This is a genomic window from Vibrio sp. 10N.222.52.B12 (genome assembly GCF_002875385.1).
GTDB lineage: Bacteria > Pseudomonadota > Gammaproteobacteria > Enterobacterales > Vibrionaceae > Vibrio > Vibrio jasicida.
This window is the reverse complement of the sequence record NZ_MDAW01000153.1, coordinates 1-18235: the sequence shown is the minus strand read 5'-3', so window position 1 is coordinate 18235 and position 18235 is coordinate 1. Positions and strand designations below refer to the sequence as shown.

Sequence of the window (18235 nt, the reverse complement as noted above, 5' to 3'; positions counted from 1 at the left end):
GTGTTGTTTCGATAGGTCTATTATTGAGAATTATTATCATTAAATCTAATGGGCAGTTAAGATTAGTTTGATAGGTAAAAACTATTAAATATGAGGCAGAGTAGGAGAGAGTAGTGAATATCTTTGAAAGCTTTCCGAGCAATAAAATGCAAAAAGGGTTGATGCTTTCACACCAACCCTTTGATTCTTTTATTCTAGCTTTTAGCGATTAAAGTGCAGCGATCGTTGTCTTCTGCTCTTCCAGCTTAGCTAGTGTCTCTTTGTAACCTTCAAGCTTCTCACGCTCTTTAGCAACAACCGCTTCAGGAGCTTTCGCTACGAAGCCTTCGTTACCTAGTTTGCCTTCGATACGCTTGATTTCGCCGTGAGTTTTCTTGATTTCGCCATCTAGACGAGCAAGCTCAGCGTCTTTGTCGATCAGACCCGCCATTGGGATCATAAGCTCAGACTTAGCAACCAGTGCTGTTGCACACGCTGGCGTTTCTTCGTCAGCAGCAAGTACGCGTACAGATTCTAGTTTCGCTAGAGACATCAGAACTTGTTTGTTTGCTTCTAGACGCGCTGCGTCTTCTGCGTTTGCTGCTTTCAACATAACGTCAAGCGGCTTACCTGGGTTGATGTCGTATTCAGCGCGTAGGTTACGGATGCTGGTAATGAACGCTTTCACCCATTCAATATCGTCTAGCGCTTCTTGGTTGAAGTTTGCTTCGTCGAATTGAGGCAGTGCTTGCAGCATGATTGTCTCACCTTCTACACCTTCAACTAGTGGCTTGATGCTTTGCCAGATAGTTTCAGTGATGTAAGGAATCACTGGGTGAGCTAGACGTAGCGTCTTCTCAAGAACCGTGATTAGTGTACGGCGAGTACCACGCTGTTGCGCTTCAGTACCTTTCCATAGAACTGGCTTAGTAAGCTCTAGGTACCAGTCACAGAATTGGTTCCAGATGAATTCGTAAAGCGTGTTAGACGCCATATCTAGACGGAAGTTGTCGATATGGTTGTTGAACGCTTTCGCTGCAAGTTCAAACTGAGACTCGATCCACTTGTCCGCTAGTGAGTATTCAATCTCACCACCGTTGAAGCCACAATCTTGCTCTTCTGTGTTCATCATTACGTAACGGCTTGCGTTCCATAGTTTGTTACAGAAGTTACGGTAACCCTCAAGACGCTTCATATCCCAGTTGATATCGCGACCTGTTGATGCCATTGCTGCAAGAGTAAAACGTAGTGCGTCTGTACCGTATGCTTCGATACCGTTTTCAAACGTCTTACGAGTGTTCTTCTCGATTTTCTTCGCTAGCTGAGGCTGCATCATGTTGCCACAACGCTTCTCTACTAGAGACTCTAGGTCGATACCATCGATCATGTCGATTGGGTCAAGTACGTTACCTTTCGACTTAGACATCTTGTCGCCGTTTTCGTCACGGATTAGACCAGTAACGTAAACTGTCTTAAATGGTACTTGTGGTTTGCCGTTTTCGTCTTTCACGAAGTGCATGGTCATCATGATCATGCGCGCAACCCAGAAGAAGATGATGTCGAAACCAGTTACTAGTACATCTGAAGGGTGGAATACTTTCAGGTCGTCAGTTTGCTCTGGCCAACCTTGAGTACCGAACGTCCATAGTGCAGAAGAGAACCATGTATCCAGTACGTCTTCGTCTTGGTGAAGTTCAATGACTGACTCTAGGTTGTTATTCTTACGAACTTCTTCTTCGTCACGACCTACGTAAACATTACCTTGGTTGTCGTACCAAGCTGGGATGCGGTGACCCCACCATAGCTGACGAGAGATACACCAGTCTTGAACGTCACGCATCCAAGAGAAGTACATGTTTTCGTATTGCTTAGGAACGAATTGGATGTCGCCGTTTTCTACTGCTTCAACCGCTGTTTTCGCTAGAGGTGCAGTACGTACGTACCATTGGTCAGTTAGCATTGGTTCGATAACCACGCCACCACGGTCGCCGTAAGGAACTTGTAGATCGTGATCTTTCACTTCTTCAAGTAGACCTAGCTCGTCGAATTCAGCAACGATAGCTTTACGAGCGGCAAAACGCTCCATACCGTGGTACTTAGCTGGTAGCTCAGTACTGTAGGCGTCGCTTGCTTCACCGTTAGTGTTGAAGACTTCAGATGCAGCACGGATATTTGCGTCGAAAGTCAGAATGTTGATCATTGGTAGCTGGTGGCGCTTACCAACTTCGTAGTCGTTGAAGTCGTGCGCAGGTGTGATTTTCACACAGCCAGTACCTTTTTCCATATCTGCGTGCTCATCGCCCACGATTGGAATGCGACGTTCAACGATAGGAAGGATGATGTCTTTACCGATAAGATCTTTGTAACGTGGATCTTCTGGATTAACCGCAACACCAGTATCGCCTAGCATGGTCTCTGGACGAGTCGTTGCCACAACGATGTAGTCTTTGCCATCCGCTGTTTTAACGCCATCTGCTAGTGGGTAGCGGAAGTGCCACATGTTGCCTTTAGTGTCTTTGTTCTCTACTTCTAGATCTGAAATCGCTGTGTGTAGCTTTGGATCCCAGTTAACTAGACGTTTACCGCGGTAGATTAGGTCGTCTTCGTATAGACGTACGAACACTTCTTGAACGGCGTTAGATAGACCATCGTCCATCGTAAAACGCTCACGGTCCCAGTCTACAGATGCGCCAAGGCGACGAAGCTGCTTAGTGATAGTACCGCCAGATTCGCCTTTCCATTCCCAGATTTTGTCGATGAAAGCTTCACGGCCGTAATCGTGTTTTGTTTTGCCTTCTTCTGCAGCGATCTTACGCTCAACAACCATCTGAGTTGCGATACCTGCGTGGTCCGTACCTACTTGCCAAAGAGTGTTTTTACCCTTCATGCGCTCACAACGGATAAGCGTATCCATGATCGTATCTTGGAACGCGTGGCCCATGTGTAGGCTACCAGTGACGTTCGGTGGCGGGATCATGATGCTGTATGATTCTTTAGTAGTGTCACCGTGTGGCTTAAAGTAGCCTTGCTCTTCCCAAGTCTGATACAGAGCTTGTTCAATTGAAGTTGGGTTGTATGTCTTTTCCATAGCGCTCTTTTAATGGATACGTTGATGGTTGAATCTAAGTCAATCTTTATAAGTGAGGGATCTTAACAAGATCGCCTTAACTATAAGGATTGACCGTTAAGGATATTGAATTTCGATCGTTTGCAGTTGATAACCTGCTTGACGGTAAATTTTATACCTTTCTCTTGCGACCTGTTTAGCTTTTTCTTCGCAAGGCACGAAGTCTACCACTTGAGCAAACTTGTTCGCAAAGGTTGTCTCATTTTCCGCCAAATTAATTACCAATTGACGATTCCAATTAGGTTTTACGCCTTCATGGCCGATCTCAATATTGGTGGCGTATTTCGGTCCTTCACCTACGAGATTATGAGCCATGAACTTATCTGCATCAATTTGCCAAAAAGCCTCGGCCAGTTGTTCGGCGTGCGACTTGTCTTGGCAGTTCAAATACACTTTAGCTCCTTGGCGAGCAAAGTGCTGAGCCAAGAATACGATGTATTGTTCAAAGCCCGTCTTTGTTGCTTGAGGGCTCTCTTCTTTAATGATGTAGAAGGTTGCAGTTTGCATCATTCTCTCACTTGCCATTGGTCTCATCCTTAGACCATTTTACATTCCTATTCTCTCTCAAGAAAATCGGGGTAATAAAAAAGGGCCTTGCGGCCCTTTTAGATAGTGTTCAGAAATTACTCTTCTGTCTCTTGGCCGCTGCGGTTCAAAAGGAATTGGACAAGCATTGAGACAGGACGGCCCGTTGAGCCTTTCGCTGCGCCTGACTTCCAAGCTGTACCCGCGATATCGACGTGTGCCCAGTTGTACTTCTTAGCAAACTTAGACAGGAAGCAACCTGCAGTGATAGTGCCTGCAGGACGACCACCAATGTTTGCCATATCAGCAAATGGACTCTTCAGCTGCTCATGGTACTCGTCTGCCATTGGTAGACGCCATGCACGGTCACTTGCTTGCTCAGAAGCGTTTACTAGCTCATGAGAAAGAGGGTTGTGGTTAGATATTACGCCGCTGATGTGGTGGCCTAGTGCGATAACACAAGCTCCCGTTAGCGTTGCAACGTCAACTACGCAGTCTGGTTCGAAACGCTCTACGTAAGTCAGTGCGTCACAAAGAACAAGACGACCTTCCGCATCCGTGTTCAGAACTTCTACAGTTTGACCTGACATGGTCGTTAGGATGTCACCCGGACGGTAAGCGTTGCTGCCTGGCATGTTTTCACAGCCTGCTAGTACACCAATAACGTTGATTGGTAGGTTTAGCTTCGCTAGCGCTTTCATTGTTCCGAATACAGACGCAGCACCACACATGTCGTACTTCATCTCATCCATACCTTCACCAGGTTTTAGAGAGATACCGCCTGAATCGAATGTCAGACCTTTACCGACGAGAACGATAGGTTTTGCTTCTGACTCTGGGTTACCCTTGTATTCGATAATCGACATCATAGATTCGTTCTTCGAACCACGACCTACTGCTAGGTAAGATGTCATGCCCAGTTTTTCCATCTCTTGCTCACCAATGATCTTGGTGGTTACGGTTTCGTAATCGTCAGCAAGGCGACGAGCTTGAGAGGCTAAGTAAGCTGGGTTTGCTACGTTTGGTGGCATGTTGCCAAGATCTTTTGATGCTTTCACACCAGAAGAAATAGCTAGACCATGGGTGATTGCTTTTTCACCTAGGTTCAGTTCACGACGCGTTGGTACGTTGAACACTAGCTTACGCAGTGGACGACGAGTTTCTGGCTTAACGCTCTTGAACTGGTTAAATGTGTAAAGACCATCTTTAGTCGCTTCAACTGCTTGACGTACTTTCCAGTACGTATCGCGACCTTTAACGTGCAGTTCAGTTAGGAAACATACTGCTTCCATTGAACCGGTTTCGTTAAGTGTGCTGATCGTCTTTTGAATGATTTCCTTGTACTGGCGCTCGCCGAGTTCACGTTCTTTACCACAACCTACAAGTAGAACGCGCTCTGACAAAACACCTGGTACTTGATGCAGTAGTAGCATCTGACCAGGTTTACCCTCTAGATCACCACGGCGAAGTAGTGAACTGATGTAACCGTCACTGATTTTATCAAGTTGTTCGGCTACTGGAGAAAGGCGACGTGGTTCAAACACACCAACAACGATACATGCGCTACGTTGTTTCTCTGGACTGCCACTTTTAACACTGAACTCCATGCGTACTCCTACATCCTGAAGACAAATTGCTCTAAATGTTAGATAATGATCGCTTACTTGTTGAATTTAAGCTCAGGTCTTACCAACAGAGCTGATTTAAGCGCTAACATCTAGTTTATAATTTTTAAAAAAATAAATGGTTCAACGGGAAACTATAGTGATTCGACCAAAAAAACAAGTTTTGTATAGGTAATTTCAGCGTGATTATTGTTAGATATTTGATCCGCGAAACACTCAAGAGCCAATTTGCGATTTTCTTCGTACTTTTTTTGGTGTTTGTGAGCCAGAAGTTTATCAGTGTTCTTGCTGATGCTTCGGACGGGGATATTCCTGCTGGATTAATTTTCTCAGTGGTTGGTTTAAACATGCCAGCCATGGGTTTATTGATGCTGCCATTAAGTTTGTACATCGGCATATTGATCACCTTTGGTCGCTTGTATGCGGAAAGTGAGATCGTGGTAATGAATGCCACCGGTATCGGGAATAAATTCTTGGTACAGGCGGCATTGTACTTAGCTCTGATTACATCAGGTGTTGCTGCGTTTAATGCGTTGTGGTTATCGCCTTGGTCTCAGGACCGTGTCGAGCAACTGTACGAGCAAGTCGCGGCAGAAAACAGCGTTGACCTGCTAAAGAAAGGCCAATTCCAAGGAACGCCAGATGGTTCGTCAGTCGTGTTTATTGACGACATCAAAAACAGCACGTTAAGCAACGTGTTTGTTGCACAGATGCGCCCTCGCGATTCCATTCTACCAAGCGTGATGTTCTCTTCTTCAGGCGATGTAAAAGAACTGTCGGATGGCCGTCAGATCATTACGATGCATGAGGGCACGCGCTATGAAGGTGTGCCGACTCGCGTGGAATACATGATCACCAAGTTTGATGAATATGAAGGCTTGATTGGCCAGCGCGAAGTGAAGCAAAAAGGTCGTGATTGGGAAGCTTACCCAACCGCAGATTTGATCGGCCACCCCGATCCAGAAGCGCAAGCAGAACTGCAATGGCGAATTTCATTATTTGTGTGTATTCCGCTGTTGACGATGTTGGTTATTCCGCTTTCCGCGGTCAATCCACGTCAGGGACGTTTCGCCAAAATGGGCCCTGCCATCTTGATTTACTTGGCGTACTTCCTTGCAATTAGTGCAACGAAATCTGCGTTAGAGGATGGTGCTATACCTGCTGCTATTGGCATGTGGCCTATTAATGCGATGCTGCTTTTGGTCGCTATCCTGGCGAACATGATGGACAGTGTTCCTGCTCGTCGAATGAAAGAAAAATTCCGTAAGAAGAGGCTCGCGTAAGCTGTGTTCAAACTCTTAGACCTTTACATCGGTAGAACGATAATCTCTACCACGGCTTTGGTGTTAGCGACCTTTGTTGGTTTGTCTGGCATCATCAAATACGTAGAGCAGCTGCGTAAAGTCGGCCGTGGTGCATACGACTTAATGCATGCTCTCTACTTTGTGTTACTAAGTATCCCTCGCGATGTAGAAATGTTTTTCCCGATGGCTGCGTTGTTGGGGGCATTAATTGGCCTTGGTATGTTGGCATCCAGCTCCGAGCTCGTAGTAATGCAAGCAGCCGGCTTTTCTAAGTTGGATATCGGTTTATCAGTGCTTAAAACCGCGGTTCCATTAATGCTAATCGTCATGACGCTTGGCCAATGGGGCGCACCTGAAGCACAAAAAATGGCACGTGATCTACGAGCGTTTGCTTTGTCTGGCGGTAGTATCGTTTCTGTTCGGGCTGGTGTTTGGGCTCGTGATGCCAATGATTTTATCTTTATCGGCAAAGTTGAAGACGACAAACTCTATGGTTTGAACATGTGGCGTTTTGATGATGATAAAAACCTACAGAAAGTCATTTTTGCTGAAGAGGTTGATTACCAACAAGACAACAATTGGCTGATGCGCTACGTGCAAGTTACTGACATGGAGAATGAAAACGTCATTACCAAGCGTGATTTGGAACAAATGGAGTGGCACACCTCATTAGCACCAGACAAACTGGCAGTCGTGACGGTAAAACCAGAAGAGCTGTCACTAAGTGGCTTGTATGACTATGTGACATACCTGAAAGCATCAGAGCAAGATGCTTCACGTTATGAACTGGCATTTTGGCGCAAGCTATCTCAACCGCTTTCTATCGCGGTAATGATGTTGATGGCACTGTCATTTGTATTCGGTCCATTACGTAGTGTGACCATGGGGGCAAGGGTGCTTTCGGGGGTGGTTGCTGGCTTTACTTTTTACATATCCAGTGAATTCTTTGGCCCTCTAACCTTGGTATATGGCATCCCGCCAGTATTCGGTGCACTGGCTCCAAGTCTTGTATTCTTAGCTATTGCGGTATCTCTGCTCAGAAGAAAGCTATAGATTCCCAAAGACAGTAAACATAAAAAAGGAAGGCGCCATGCCTTCCTTTTTCTATTTTGCTTCTGCCATTTAACTATTTAGCTTTCGGTAATACCACGACTTCAGTTTTTGCCCAAATATCATGGAAACCACGTTTCTGTGGGTCAATGGGTACAGTGAGGTTAGCTAAGCCGAAACCAGAGGTTGCTAGGCGAATCAGTGCCTGAGTTACAGAAATAGCTGAGCCATCTTTGCTGTTTCGGATCTGCATCTTCCAAGCTCGCATGCCTAGTGTTTGACCTGCTCGTGTCCAGAAGAAGACAAAGAAATATACCCAGACTGTCGCCAAGTAAAGGGTAAATAGCGGGCTTAATACAGGGTGCTTTCCTAGCATATCCGCTGCATCTGCATATTCTCCATAGCTCAATAATCCTGCTGCATTTAACGCAAAGACGATTGCCATCACTACGCCGGCGGCCATCATTTCAATTGCTAAGATAATCAGCATATCGTAGAACAACGCCGCTAATCGGCGAAATAAGCCCGCTGGTGGAAGAGTTGTAGAAGTCGTCATAGTTCCATCACTTACCTTTAAAATTGTGCGTCAGGATATAGATTCCGCTTGTCGGTGAAAAGAGAGCTAACGCACAGAGTCTCTAATTACGATGAAATCACCATAGCAGAAGACACTTTATATCCATCGTCTAACTTAACAAAGCTATCCAGTTCAAACTTCGCGTCACCTAACCTGTGAAATCGTCAAACATACGGTACTTTGCTTAGAACATGAGATTACGAATGACGTGATAGAGGTACAAGATGATCGTGATTACTGGCGCGAGCAGTGGACTAGGTGCGCAACTAGCTAAGTTGTATGATGCTCAAGGCGAAGAAACACTGTTAACTGGACGCAGTGAAGAGAAGTTGGCGACTCTTTCTCAACACCTATCTAATAAAGCTCAAGTGCGTAGTTGTGATTTGGTGGATACATCCCAAGTCGATAATTTGTTTAATGAGCTGCCTAAAGCGCCTTCTACTCTGATTCACTGTGCTGGAAGTGGGTATTTTGGTTTATTAGCTGAGCAAGACCCGCAAGAGATTCAAAAGCTGATTGAAAATAACCTCACTTCGGCGATTAATATTCTTCGAGAGTTGGTCAAACGTTATCAAGAGCAGCCAGTAAATGTTGTGATGGTGATGTCGACAGCAGCACAGCAAGCTAAGGCACAAGAATCGACCTATTGTGCGGTGAAGTGGGCTGTCAAAGGTTTGATTGAATCCGTTCGTATGGAGTTAAAAGGCAAACCAATGAAAATTATCGCTGTGTATCCCGGAGGTATGGCGACGGAATTTTGGGAGACGAGCGGTAAGTCTTTAGACACCAGTAGCTTTATGAGTGCAGGTGATGCAGCGCGGATGATTCATGGTGCGCTTTCTAATATTGGTAATGGTTACGTTTCGGATATTACAGTTAACCGTTTATAGGGCTGAGAGGGAGGTCTTGTTATCAGGTGATATGGCAGACTGAACTGTGATGAGATCTTCTTTGTCACACTTTGTGGCGAAATTATCAGCAAACGATAGTTATTTAAGGTTTTTCTGCTTGCGCAGGTCAAAAGCTTACGTATAATGCCAACCATCAAGGGGCAATAGCCCCGAGATGCCGGTGTGGTGAAATTGGTATACACGACGGATTCAAAATCCGTTGCCTTCGGGCGTGGCGGTTCAAGTCCGCCCACCGGTACCATATTCCAAGACAGAGCCTCGACGAAAGTCGGGGCTTTGTTGTATCTGGGGTTTGTAAATTCAAATCCAGCGTGGCGTCAGGAGTGCCTGCCCAATCAAGCCACCCACCAGTACCATACATAGAAAGGTCGCTTGTATAGCCGCCTTTCGTCGTTTTGGGTGTTTGAAAATGGTGGAAGAAAGTTAGCGTTGCCTTCGCGGTGGCGGCAGGAATGCTTGTCCAATCAACTCTGCCCACCGGTACCATATTTTAAGACAAAGCCTCGACGAAAGTCGGGGGCTTTGTTGTTTCTGGTTATCCAAAATAAAAAAGCGCGAGGGGTATGCCTCGCGCAAACTACTACATGGTGATAGTAGGAACAGCCTATAGAGCTGTGAACAAGGTGTTCTGTGTATTAGGAGTCCAATCCGACTGTGATACATGCGGAATGTTTACGAGGTAGCGAAGACCTTGGTAAGTCACGACATCATCTGCTTCATAAGCAACGTTTAGTGTCCAGTCAGTTGCAGGATCGGCATTTGTCCAAAGGCTAGACGTTGAAGACGGTGCCCAATCCTGTTGTGCGACGTGCGTTGTAACCGCTTTATAAACAGTACCTGAATGTGTTACGTAATCACCAGCAACGTATGCCTGACCAACTTGCCAAACTGGTGTGTAGTTATCCATGGTATCGAAAATGTATCCTGCTTCTTTTGCGATTTGGATAAACTTAGCCAGCTTAGGTAAGTTTTTGGTTGCTCCCATGCCGCGTTTGCCATCTTCGAATAAGAACTCATGTGTTAACACGATAACTTTGTCTGCGTGTAGCGGAGTACCACAAGGGAATTCTTGTGTTTTGGAGTTGATAGGGTTGATCGTCGTTGGCGCACAACTGTTTAGGGCCGCATCAACATAACCTAGAAACGGTTCTGCTTCCGTCAAACTATTTGCTGGCATTGCAATGCCCCAGTTCTCCGGTGCCCAGTCGAGATCCCAACCATGGGTTTGATATCCTTTATTCGTTAAGATATTTTGAACTTCAATCGAGGCCTTAACGCTGTTTGACGGGTTGTCAGTGTCACAGACGTAGCCAGGTTCCCAAGGTTTTAAGTCATCAGAGGTTGCACATAAGCCATCTGCTTTAAAGTTTTTTGTTACACGCCAGCCGTTGGTATATGGCAATCGAGCAAACTCTTCACCGCGATAGTTTGGGTAACTGGAAATATTTGGTAGGTATCGCTCGAGTACTGCTAAGTTTTCGTCAAATGTTAGAGCGTCGTAGACAGGATCTTGGTAAGAGTTAATTTGATGATCGCCCGTCGCATTACATTCAGCACCACTGTTAGGGCCAAATTCTTCCACGCAGTTATGGATCATATGGGCATAACTGTGGTTCGCTACGATATGCCCTGTATCGAGAGCCAGTTTCAAAGCTTCTAAAGCGCGGTCCTCATTTTCATCACCAATCCCATCTAGGTGCCAAGCATTAAAGTAAAAAGTGCCTTTAACCCCTTGTTCATTAAGCACATTAATCACATCGATTGACGCGTTAATAGGGCCGTCATCAAAAGTTAAATATATCGTGCCTTTTGGGTCTGCTTGGGCAAACGAATATTGAGATAGAGCAGTGCCTAAGAGTGTAACCATAGCCAGTTTATTTAATTTCATTCTTTATTCCTTTTAAGAAATTAATTATGACGTTGTCAGTAGTAAGATATTGATAGTTATAAATATAAATTTTGTGTTTTATTATTCTGTTGGCTTTTATCCTAGACCTAAATAATTAATAAAAAATAGAGCGTATTTTCTAAAGTGAGATTTAGTTCACGAACAATGCAACCGGTTGCGCTTTTTTGCGTTGGTTATTTTTGCTACAGTTTTTGTAGGTTGAAAATTACACAACGGGAGTAAGGCTATGAAAAAGATCCTTTTATGCTGTAGCGCTGGGATGTCGACCAGTATGTTGGTTAGGAAGATGGAGCAAGCTGCTGAAAAGCAAGGTATTATATGTAAGATTGATGCGTTGTCTGTGAACGCGTTTGATGAAGCAATCAAAGAGTACGATGTTTGCTTGCTTGGACCTCAAGTTCGATTCCAATTAGAAGAGTTGCGAAAAACAGCTCAAGAGCACGGTAAAAATATAGAAGCAATTTCCCCACAGGCTTATGGAATGATGAAAGGGGAAGAAGTATTAAAGCAAGCATTAGAACTTATTAACTAATTCAATAGTTTAAAATAAAAAGAACAATCATCAAATATTGATATTTGATGTGGGGTTCTTTTGTCTAAAAATAAGGATGGACTCTATGAAGCTTTATGATGCGATTATAGGAATAGTCGAAAAGCATATAGCCCCAATTGCAGCAAAAGTGGGTAATCAACCTCATGTTAGAGCAATGAGAGACGGATTTATCGTGGCAATGCCGTTTATTATTGTAGGTAGCTTTATCTTAATATTTGCTTTTCCACCATTTGAAGAAGGGACTTCGTTTACTCTAGGTCAAATATGGTTGGACTTTGCGACGACGCATTTCGATACCATTATGATGCCGTTCAATATGTCGATGGGAATCATGACGATATTCGTCTCGCTAGGGGTCGCCTATAGCTTGGCGAAAGCGTACAAAATGGATGGGATAACCAGTGCTGTTTTGTCGCTTATGAGTTTCTTATTAATTGCAGCTCCTGCTAAAGACGGCGCTTTGGCAATGAATCATATGGGAGGAACGGGGATTTTTACTGCGGTAATGAGTGCTTTCTTTTCTGTCGAGCTGTACCGCTTTATGAAAAAGCATAACATTACGATTCGCATGCCAGAGCAGGTGCCTCCGGCTATTGCACGATCCTTTGAGGTATTGCTACCCGTCTTAGCGATTTTCGTTACGCTTTACCCTCTGAGTATTTTTGTTCAAATGCAATACGATATGTTGATTCCTGATGCGGTGATGGCAATGTTCAAACCATTGATCAGTGCTTCAAATACGTTACCAGCGATCATTGGCGCCTTGCTTGTTTGTCAGTTATTGTGGTTTGCGGGCATCCATGGAGCGGCGATTGTCGTTGGTCTTCTGTCTCCCATCTTCCTTACTAATATCAGTGCTAACATCGACGCGTTTGTTGCTGGCCAACCTATTCCAAATGTATTCACTCAGCCATTCTGGGACTTCTACATCTTTATTGGTGGTTCGGGTGCAACATTAGCGCTGGTAATGCTTATGTCCTTCAGTCGTTCAGCCCACCTCAAAAGTATTGGACGTATGAGTGCAGTGCCTGGTTTCTTCCAAATTAACGAACCGGTTATTTTTGGTAGCCCTGTGGTGATGAACCCTATTCTATTTATTCCATTCGTATTCGCACCTATCTTGAATGCCACCATTGCGTATTTTGCTGTGCACCTTGGTTTTGTTGGAATGGGTGTGGCAACAACACCTTGGACTACACCAGCTATTATCGGTGCATCGTGGGGTAGCGGCTGGACATTCTCACCTGTGTTGCTCGTGATAGGGCTACTGATTCTTGACCTGTTTATCTACTTGCCGTTCTTCAAGATGTTTGAAAAGCAAGTATTAGAGCAAGAGCTTCCAACAAGCAAAGAAACAAAAGACGCGGAACAACCATCCGGTGAAGGCGTAACAGCATAAAGATGATTGGGCTGTCATTCGATAGCCCTCCCTTTCGGAGAGAAGACATGGAACAAGAATTAGTCGTGATGGAAATTATCTGCAACGCGGGTGAAGCCAGAAGTTTGAGTTATGAGGCATTGCGCCTATCGAGAGAGAGAAACTTTGCAGCAGCGGAAGAAAAGCTTTTTCAAGCGAAAGAGTGCATTAACAAAGCGCACCTGATTCAAACGCAATTGATTGAAGAGGATCAAGGAGAGGGCAAAGTGCCAATGACCTTGGTTATGGTGCATGCTCAAGATCATTTAATGACGACCATCTTAGCGCAGGAAATGGCGGTAGAAATCGTCGCATTGAACAAGCAAATTTCTGAAAGGTAAGGAAGCCACGATGCCGAGAAATGCAATCAAGCTCGCCATTATAGGTGGCGGCAGTAGTTACACTCCGGAACTTGTTGAGGGTGTTATTAAACGTTTGGAGTTCTTACCTGTTAAACAGATGCACTTTGTTGATATTGAGTCTGGGGCGGAGAAGTTAGAGATCATCACAGGTTTAGCGCAACGTATGGTCGATAAAGCTGGTGCTGACATTGAAATTAAAGCGGGTTTTGATCGTCGTGAAGCAATCAAAGGTGCGGACTTTGTTATGACGCAATTCCGTGTTGGTGGTTTAGCTGCGCGAGCGAACGACGAGCGTATTCCTATTAAATATGATGTTATCGGTCAGGAAACTACAGGACCGGGTGGTTTCGCCAAAGCATTGAGAACGATTCCTGTAATCCTCGATATTTGCAAAGATATTGAAGAATTAGCCCCAAATGCTTGGATGTTGAATTTTACTAACCCAGCAGGTTTAGTCTCTGAAGCGGTGAGTAAATATACCAAAGTGAAGAGTATTGGACTTTGTAATGTGCCTGTTTCGATGGAAATGATGATTGCCGAGATGATGGATTGTGAACCAAAAGAGCTGCAACTTGAGTTCGCAGGTTTGAATCACTTGGTGTGGGTACATAAAGCATGGCTTAGAGGAGAGGATATTACTCAAACGGTACTAGAGAAGGTTGGAGATGGTGCCAACTTCAGTATGAAGAATATTTGGGAGGAACCGTGGGATCCTGCATTTCTTAAAGCGTTAGGGGCGATCCCTTGTCCTTATCATCGTTATTTCTATCAAACAGATGCCATGCTAGCGGAAGAAAAACAGAGCGCGGGTGAACAAGGCACGCGTGCTGAACAAGTTATGGAGACCGAATCGGCACTATTTAAGCTGTATCAAGATCCTAACTTGGCTCATAAACCAAAAGAGTTAGAAGAGCGGGGAGGAGCTTACTATTCCGATGCATCATTGAACCTAGTGGACTCGATTTATAACAATCGCAATAGTATTCATGTGGTGAACGTACTAAACAATGGCGCAATTAACGGTTTACCTGACAATGCTGTGATTGAATGTAGTGCAGTTATTGGTAGTTGGGGGGCAAAACCGCTCGCAGTAGGGGAGCTCTCGACCAACATAAAAGGACTACTTTACCAAGTTAAGGCTTACGAGCAATTAGCGATTGAAGCTGCGGTTGAAGGGAGTTATGACAAAGCACTTATGGCGTTGACCAATAATCCGTTAGTGCCTGATATTGGGCGAGCGAAATCCATTTTGGACGACATATTGAAAGTGAATGCACCTTACCTTCCTCAATTTAAACTGACAATGCTGTAAAAAAGGGATATCACCAATGAAAGTGATTTTTAACGCTGATGACTTTGGCTTAACGCCCGGAGTGAATAACGGAATCATCAAAGCACACCAGCAAGGTGTGGTTCGGTCGACCACCATGATGGTAGGGATGGGGGCCGAGAAGCATGCCGTCGAATTGGCGAAACAAAATTCTAACTTGAAAATTGGTATACACCTTCGTTTTACCGCTGGTGCTCCAATTACGGGGCACCCTAATCTTACCAATGGTAAGGAGCACTTTGTTAGTTATGCCGAGTTATGGAAAAAACAAGATTTCGATTTAAAGGCTGTGTATGAAGAAGCGCAAAGCCAAATAGAGCACTTTCTTGCTTTGGGCTTATCATTGAGTCATCTAGATAGCCATCACCATGCGCACACTCACCCTCAATTGCTCCCTGTTATAAGAGAACTTGCTACAAAATATCGTGTACCTTTACGCGGAAGTGGGTTATGCCATGTCAGGAATCCTGTTCGATATTTCTTTACTGATGAATTTTATGATCAAGGTGTAAGTCTCGATGGGTTGCTAAGGGGCTTGCTCAGATTAAAGTCTCAGTACGATATTGTCGAAGTGATGTGTCATCCCGCAGAGGCCGATCAACCTCTAATACTTAGCAGCGGTTACGCGCTGCAACGAGAATTAGAGCTGCAGGTTCTGACGTCCCCGATACTTAAGCAAGAACTTGTTCAACATGGTATCGCAGTCACGGATTACTCTGAGCTTATTTCTTCTCACAAAGTTGCCAGTGTATGATTTAGGCCGCCGGCGTCGAACCCTATTATCACCTTACGACTTGCTGGTGGCCGCTTTATCTAGGTTATCTCTTCGAATAAAACATGCAGTTGGATTAAATAGCAATATGGCAAGGATAAAAGATGTCGCAGAACTCGCTGGAGTAAACCGTTCCACCGTTTCTCGCATTATTAATGGCGAAGGCAAGTTCCGTGAAGAGACAAGAAAAAAAGTCGAAGCGGCCATGGCGCAATTAAATTATCGCCCAAGTGCGATTGCCCGCTCCCTAGCGACTTCATCAAGTAACATGGTTGGTTTATTGGTGACGTACTACACCGGTGGATTTTTCGGGGAGATGATGGAGCAAGTTCAAACAGAACTAGACATCCATAAGAAGTTTTTGATTACCGCACAAGGTCACCATTCCGCAGAAGGAGAGCGAGAGGCTATTGAGCGTTTTAATGATCTTCGCTGCGATGGTTATGTGCTTCACAGCCGTTATTTGTCTGATGATGAGTTGCGTGAACTAGCAAAGTTACCAACGCCGTTTGTATTACTTGATCGTTATGTAGAAGGTATTGAAGAGCGGTGTGTCACGTTCAATCATCATGATGCGAGTCGAATAGCGGTAGAGCACCTTATCTCGGGGGGGCACAGGCACATTGCTTGTATTACCGGCCCTTCACAGCGTCATAATAGCTTACTTAGAAAGTTAGGTTATGTAGATGCAATGAAGAGTGCGGGCATCGAAATTGATGAAAGCTGGTGTGAAGAAGGTAACTACGGCCGTCAAAGTGGTTATGATGCAATGGCTTCTATATATAGACGGCATCCTGAAATAACCGCGCTTTTTTCTTGTAGTGAGGAGATGACGGTTGGGGCGATGCAATTTCTGCATGAACATAAGATATCTGTCCCTGAACAAATTTCGTTAGTAAGCTTTGATAGTGTCGACCTATGTGAAAGTCTATACCCTACGGTATCTGCGGTTCATTTCCCAATTAGTGACATGGCGAGAGTGGCAGTGCAAACTCTTATAGGGCTAGTCAAAGATCAACAAATAGAAAGCAAGCCTATCTTTGAAGCTCAACTGAAAATACGTAAGGCCGATAGGTCTTTATGGTAAGTGCTAAAGGTTGAGTGGCCTATAACCTACTCGTTATTGTCTATTGATGGTGAGCACATCGACGCTTTATACATCGGCCTTATTGATGAATTCATTTACAAAATCCACTACTATTAAAGGCTTATCAAGAAGAACTAAGTCAGTAGTGGAAAAGTGGCAACAATTAAACTTACAGTGGATCGTATTCAGCCCGGCTTACATATCCGTCTCCCACTCAAGTGGAACGAGCACCCCTTCCTATTAAATAGCTTCAAAATCAAAGACCCAGAACAAGTTGAGATGATCCGACACCTTGGAGTTAAGTTTGTTTATTTTAACTCAGAACAGAGCGAAGTATCGCCTCTACCAGCGAATCAGCCGCAAGTAGAAGTAAAGAAGGACGACACTTTAGAGCTGGAAGCTCAGAAGCTATGGCAAGAGAAGCAAAAGCGCATCGAAAAGCTTAGCGCTTATCGCCGTCGAGTCATTCAATGTGAGAAAGAGTTCGAGCGTTCCCTCGCCCGTATGCGCTCTGTGATGACGAAAATACGTAATCGTCCCGCCGCTGCTGTTGATGAAGCCAAACAATTGATTGACGATATCGTTGAGAAGTTGATGTGCGATGATAATGTCACATTACATTTAATGAATGGCAAAAATGAATTTGAAGATATCTACTTCCATTCGTTGAACGTTGCTGTCATTGCTATGATGATTGGACGTGCAAAAGGATACTCCGCAGAGCAGCTTAAAGCGCTCTCTTTTGCAGCGCTCTTTCATGATATGGGCAAAATTAAAATCCCAACGGCTATTTTACGTAAACAGGTGCCGCTCACTGAACCAGAAAGTAACTATCTTAAGTTGCACACCAAGTACGGCTTGGATATGGCGAATCAAATTGATGACTTTCCTGAAAGCGCGAAAAGAGTCATAGCCCAACATCATGAGATGAGAGATGGCTCGGGTTATCCTAAAGGGTTAAAAGGGGATGGTATCGATGAGTTGGCTCAAGTGATCATTGTGGCGAATGCTTTTGATAATTTGTGCCATACGCCAGTCCCTTCCGAACAAAAGATACCTTATACCGCGCTCTCTCATTTATATAAGAATTGCAAACATCTATATAAAGAAGAAAACCTTAATATCTTGATCAAATTTATGGGCGTTTTTCCACCGGGAACGGTAGTACAACTTTCCAATAATATGGTGGGGTTGGTAATCTCAGTAAATGCGTCACACTTGTTGTTTCCTAATGTCTTAGTTTATGACCCTTCAGTTCCGCGTACACAAGCGCCGATTATTGACCTTGCATCAAAAGACTTAAAAATCGTAAACGCGATTCATCCATCCAAACTGCCCGAAAAAATTAGGGAGTACCTAAATCCAAGATCTCGGATTTCCTATTTCTTTGACAGTGATGAGTAGTTATCCACAGGTTTTTGTGGGTAATCTGTAGAAATCTTGGGTGTTATTTATGGGTATTTTTCTGGTTGGATGGAAAGTATCCACTTGGCATGTTTTTTTAGAAAAAATGCATTTTTAGTCTTGCCAAAGAAAATCTTCTCCCTATAATGCGCATCCATCGACACGGCAGACGCCACAAGGCTTCAGCAGAGTCGAGGAGGTAAAAAACTTCTGAGAAAATAAATTGAAAAAAGTGTTTGACACTCTCAATTATCTCGCTAGAATTCACCTCCGCTTTGAGAGAAAACTTCTCGCAAAGCAAGC

The 18235-nt window shown here is 44.4% G+C and carries 15 protein-coding genes, 1 tRNA gene and 1 pseudogene; 11 read left to right on the top strand and 6 right to left on the bottom strand.

What is annotated here, in order from left to right; translation table 11 throughout:
- Positions 1 to 208: 208 nt before the first annotated feature.
- From BCT11_RS23835 to pepA, 3 genes are all read right to left on the bottom strand, one after another.
- Positions 209 to 3067, bottom strand: a complete 2859-nt coding sequence (locus BCT11_RS23835; RefSeq protein ID WP_039975709.1) for a valine--tRNA ligase — start codon at positions 3065 to 3067, stop codon at positions 209 to 211.
- 96 nt (positions 3068 to 3163) lie between these two features.
- Positions 3164 to 3613, bottom strand: coding sequence for a DNA polymerase III subunit chi (locus BCT11_RS23830; protein ID WP_038864600.1), 450 nt, complete (start codon positions 3611 to 3613; stop codon positions 3164 to 3166).
- A 116-nt stretch (positions 3614 to 3729) separates the two neighbouring features.
- Positions 3730 to 5238: a leucyl aminopeptidase gene (pepA, locus tag BCT11_RS23825; RefSeq protein ID WP_010450385.1), complete on the bottom strand. Its 1509-nt coding sequence runs from the start codon at positions 5236 to 5238 to the stop codon at positions 3730 to 3732.
- Positions 5239 to 5438: 200 nt separating this feature from the next.
- Between pepA and lptF the strand changes: the two genes are divergently transcribed.
- Entirely contained in the window at positions 5439 to 6539 is a 1101-nt protein-coding gene (gene lptF / locus BCT11_RS23820; protein WP_038864471.1) for an LPS export ABC transporter permease LptF, read from the top strand.
- 3 nt (positions 6540 to 6542) lie between these two features.
- Complete coding sequence (gene lptG / locus BCT11_RS23815; protein ID WP_038879670.1) at positions 6543 to 7613, top strand: LPS export ABC transporter permease LptG; 1071 nt, start codon at positions 6543 to 6545, stop codon at positions 7611 to 7613.
- 73 nt (positions 7614 to 7686) lie between these two features.
- On the opposite strand, the gene BCT11_RS23810 is transcribed toward lptG, so the two are convergent.
- The gene (locus tag BCT11_RS23810) at positions 7687 to 8166 is read right to left on the bottom strand and encodes an RDD family protein (RefSeq protein WP_039975711.1); all 480 of its coding nucleotides are present in this window, start codon (positions 8164 to 8166) and stop codon (positions 7687 to 7689) included.
- A 245-nt stretch (positions 8167 to 8411) separates the two neighbouring features.
- Here BCT11_RS23810 and BCT11_RS23805 point away from each other — a divergent pair, with 245 nt between their 5' ends.
- Entirely contained in the window at positions 8412 to 9077 is a 666-nt protein-coding gene (locus BCT11_RS23805; protein WP_102389444.1) for an SDR family NAD(P)-dependent oxidoreductase, read from the top strand.
- 177 nt (positions 9078 to 9254) lie between these two features.
- Positions 9255 to 9339, top strand: a tRNA-Leu gene (locus tag BCT11_RS23800).
- A 363-nt stretch (positions 9340 to 9702) separates the two neighbouring features.
- Here BCT11_RS23800 and cod read toward each other — a convergent pair.
- Positions 9703 to 10986 carry a chitin oligosaccharide deacetylase gene (gene cod / locus BCT11_RS23795; RefSeq protein WP_102389443.1) on the bottom strand — a complete coding sequence of 428 codons (1284 nt, stop codon included), beginning with the start codon at positions 10984 to 10986 and terminating at the stop codon, positions 9703 to 9705.
- Positions 10987 to 11233: 247 nt separating this feature from the next.
- Here cod and BCT11_RS23790 point away from each other — a divergent pair, with 247 nt between their 5' ends.
- The 7 genes from BCT11_RS23790 to BCT11_RS23760 all read left to right on the top strand — a co-directional run bounded on the left by BCT11_RS23790 (position 11234) and on the right by BCT11_RS23760 (position 17932).
- The gene (locus BCT11_RS23790; protein WP_102389442.1) at positions 11234 to 11539 is read left to right on the top strand and encodes a PTS sugar transporter subunit IIB; all 306 of its coding nucleotides are present in this window, start codon (positions 11234 to 11236) and stop codon (positions 11537 to 11539) included.
- 85 nt (positions 11540 to 11624) lie between these two features.
- The gene (locus BCT11_RS23785; RefSeq protein ID WP_038864463.1) at positions 11625 to 12959 is read left to right on the top strand and encodes a PTS sugar transporter subunit IIC; all 1335 of its coding nucleotides are present in this window, start codon (positions 11625 to 11627) and stop codon (positions 12957 to 12959) included.
- A gap of 47 nt (positions 12960 to 13006) precedes the next feature.
- Positions 13007 to 13318, top strand: coding sequence for a PTS lactose/cellobiose transporter subunit IIA (locus BCT11_RS23780; RefSeq protein ID WP_038864462.1), 312 nt, complete (start codon positions 13007 to 13009; stop codon positions 13316 to 13318).
- Between the two features lie 10 nt (positions 13319 to 13328).
- Complete coding sequence (locus BCT11_RS23775; RefSeq protein ID WP_038864460.1) at positions 13329 to 14651, top strand: 6-phospho-beta-glucosidase; 1323 nt, start codon at positions 13329 to 13331, stop codon at positions 14649 to 14651.
- Between the two features lie 16 nt (positions 14652 to 14667).
- The gene (chbG, locus tag BCT11_RS23770) at positions 14668 to 15423 is read left to right on the top strand and encodes a chitin disaccharide deacetylase (RefSeq protein ID WP_038864458.1); all 756 of its coding nucleotides are present in this window, start codon (positions 14668 to 14670) and stop codon (positions 15421 to 15423) included.
- Positions 15424 to 15529: 106 nt separating this feature from the next.
- Entirely contained in the window at positions 15530 to 16528 is a 999-nt protein-coding gene (locus tag BCT11_RS23765; RefSeq protein ID WP_102389441.1) for a LacI family DNA-binding transcriptional regulator, read from the top strand.
- A 153-nt stretch (positions 16529 to 16681) separates the two neighbouring features.
- Entirely contained in the window at positions 16682 to 17932 is a 1251-nt protein-coding gene (locus BCT11_RS23760; RefSeq protein WP_102389440.1) for an HD-GYP domain-containing protein, read from the top strand.
- Between the two features lie 97 nt (positions 17933 to 18029).
- Here BCT11_RS23760 and BCT11_RS28240 read toward each other — a convergent pair.
- A pseudogene (locus BCT11_RS28240) lies at positions 18030 to 18235 on the bottom strand (hypothetical protein); the annotation flags it as partial.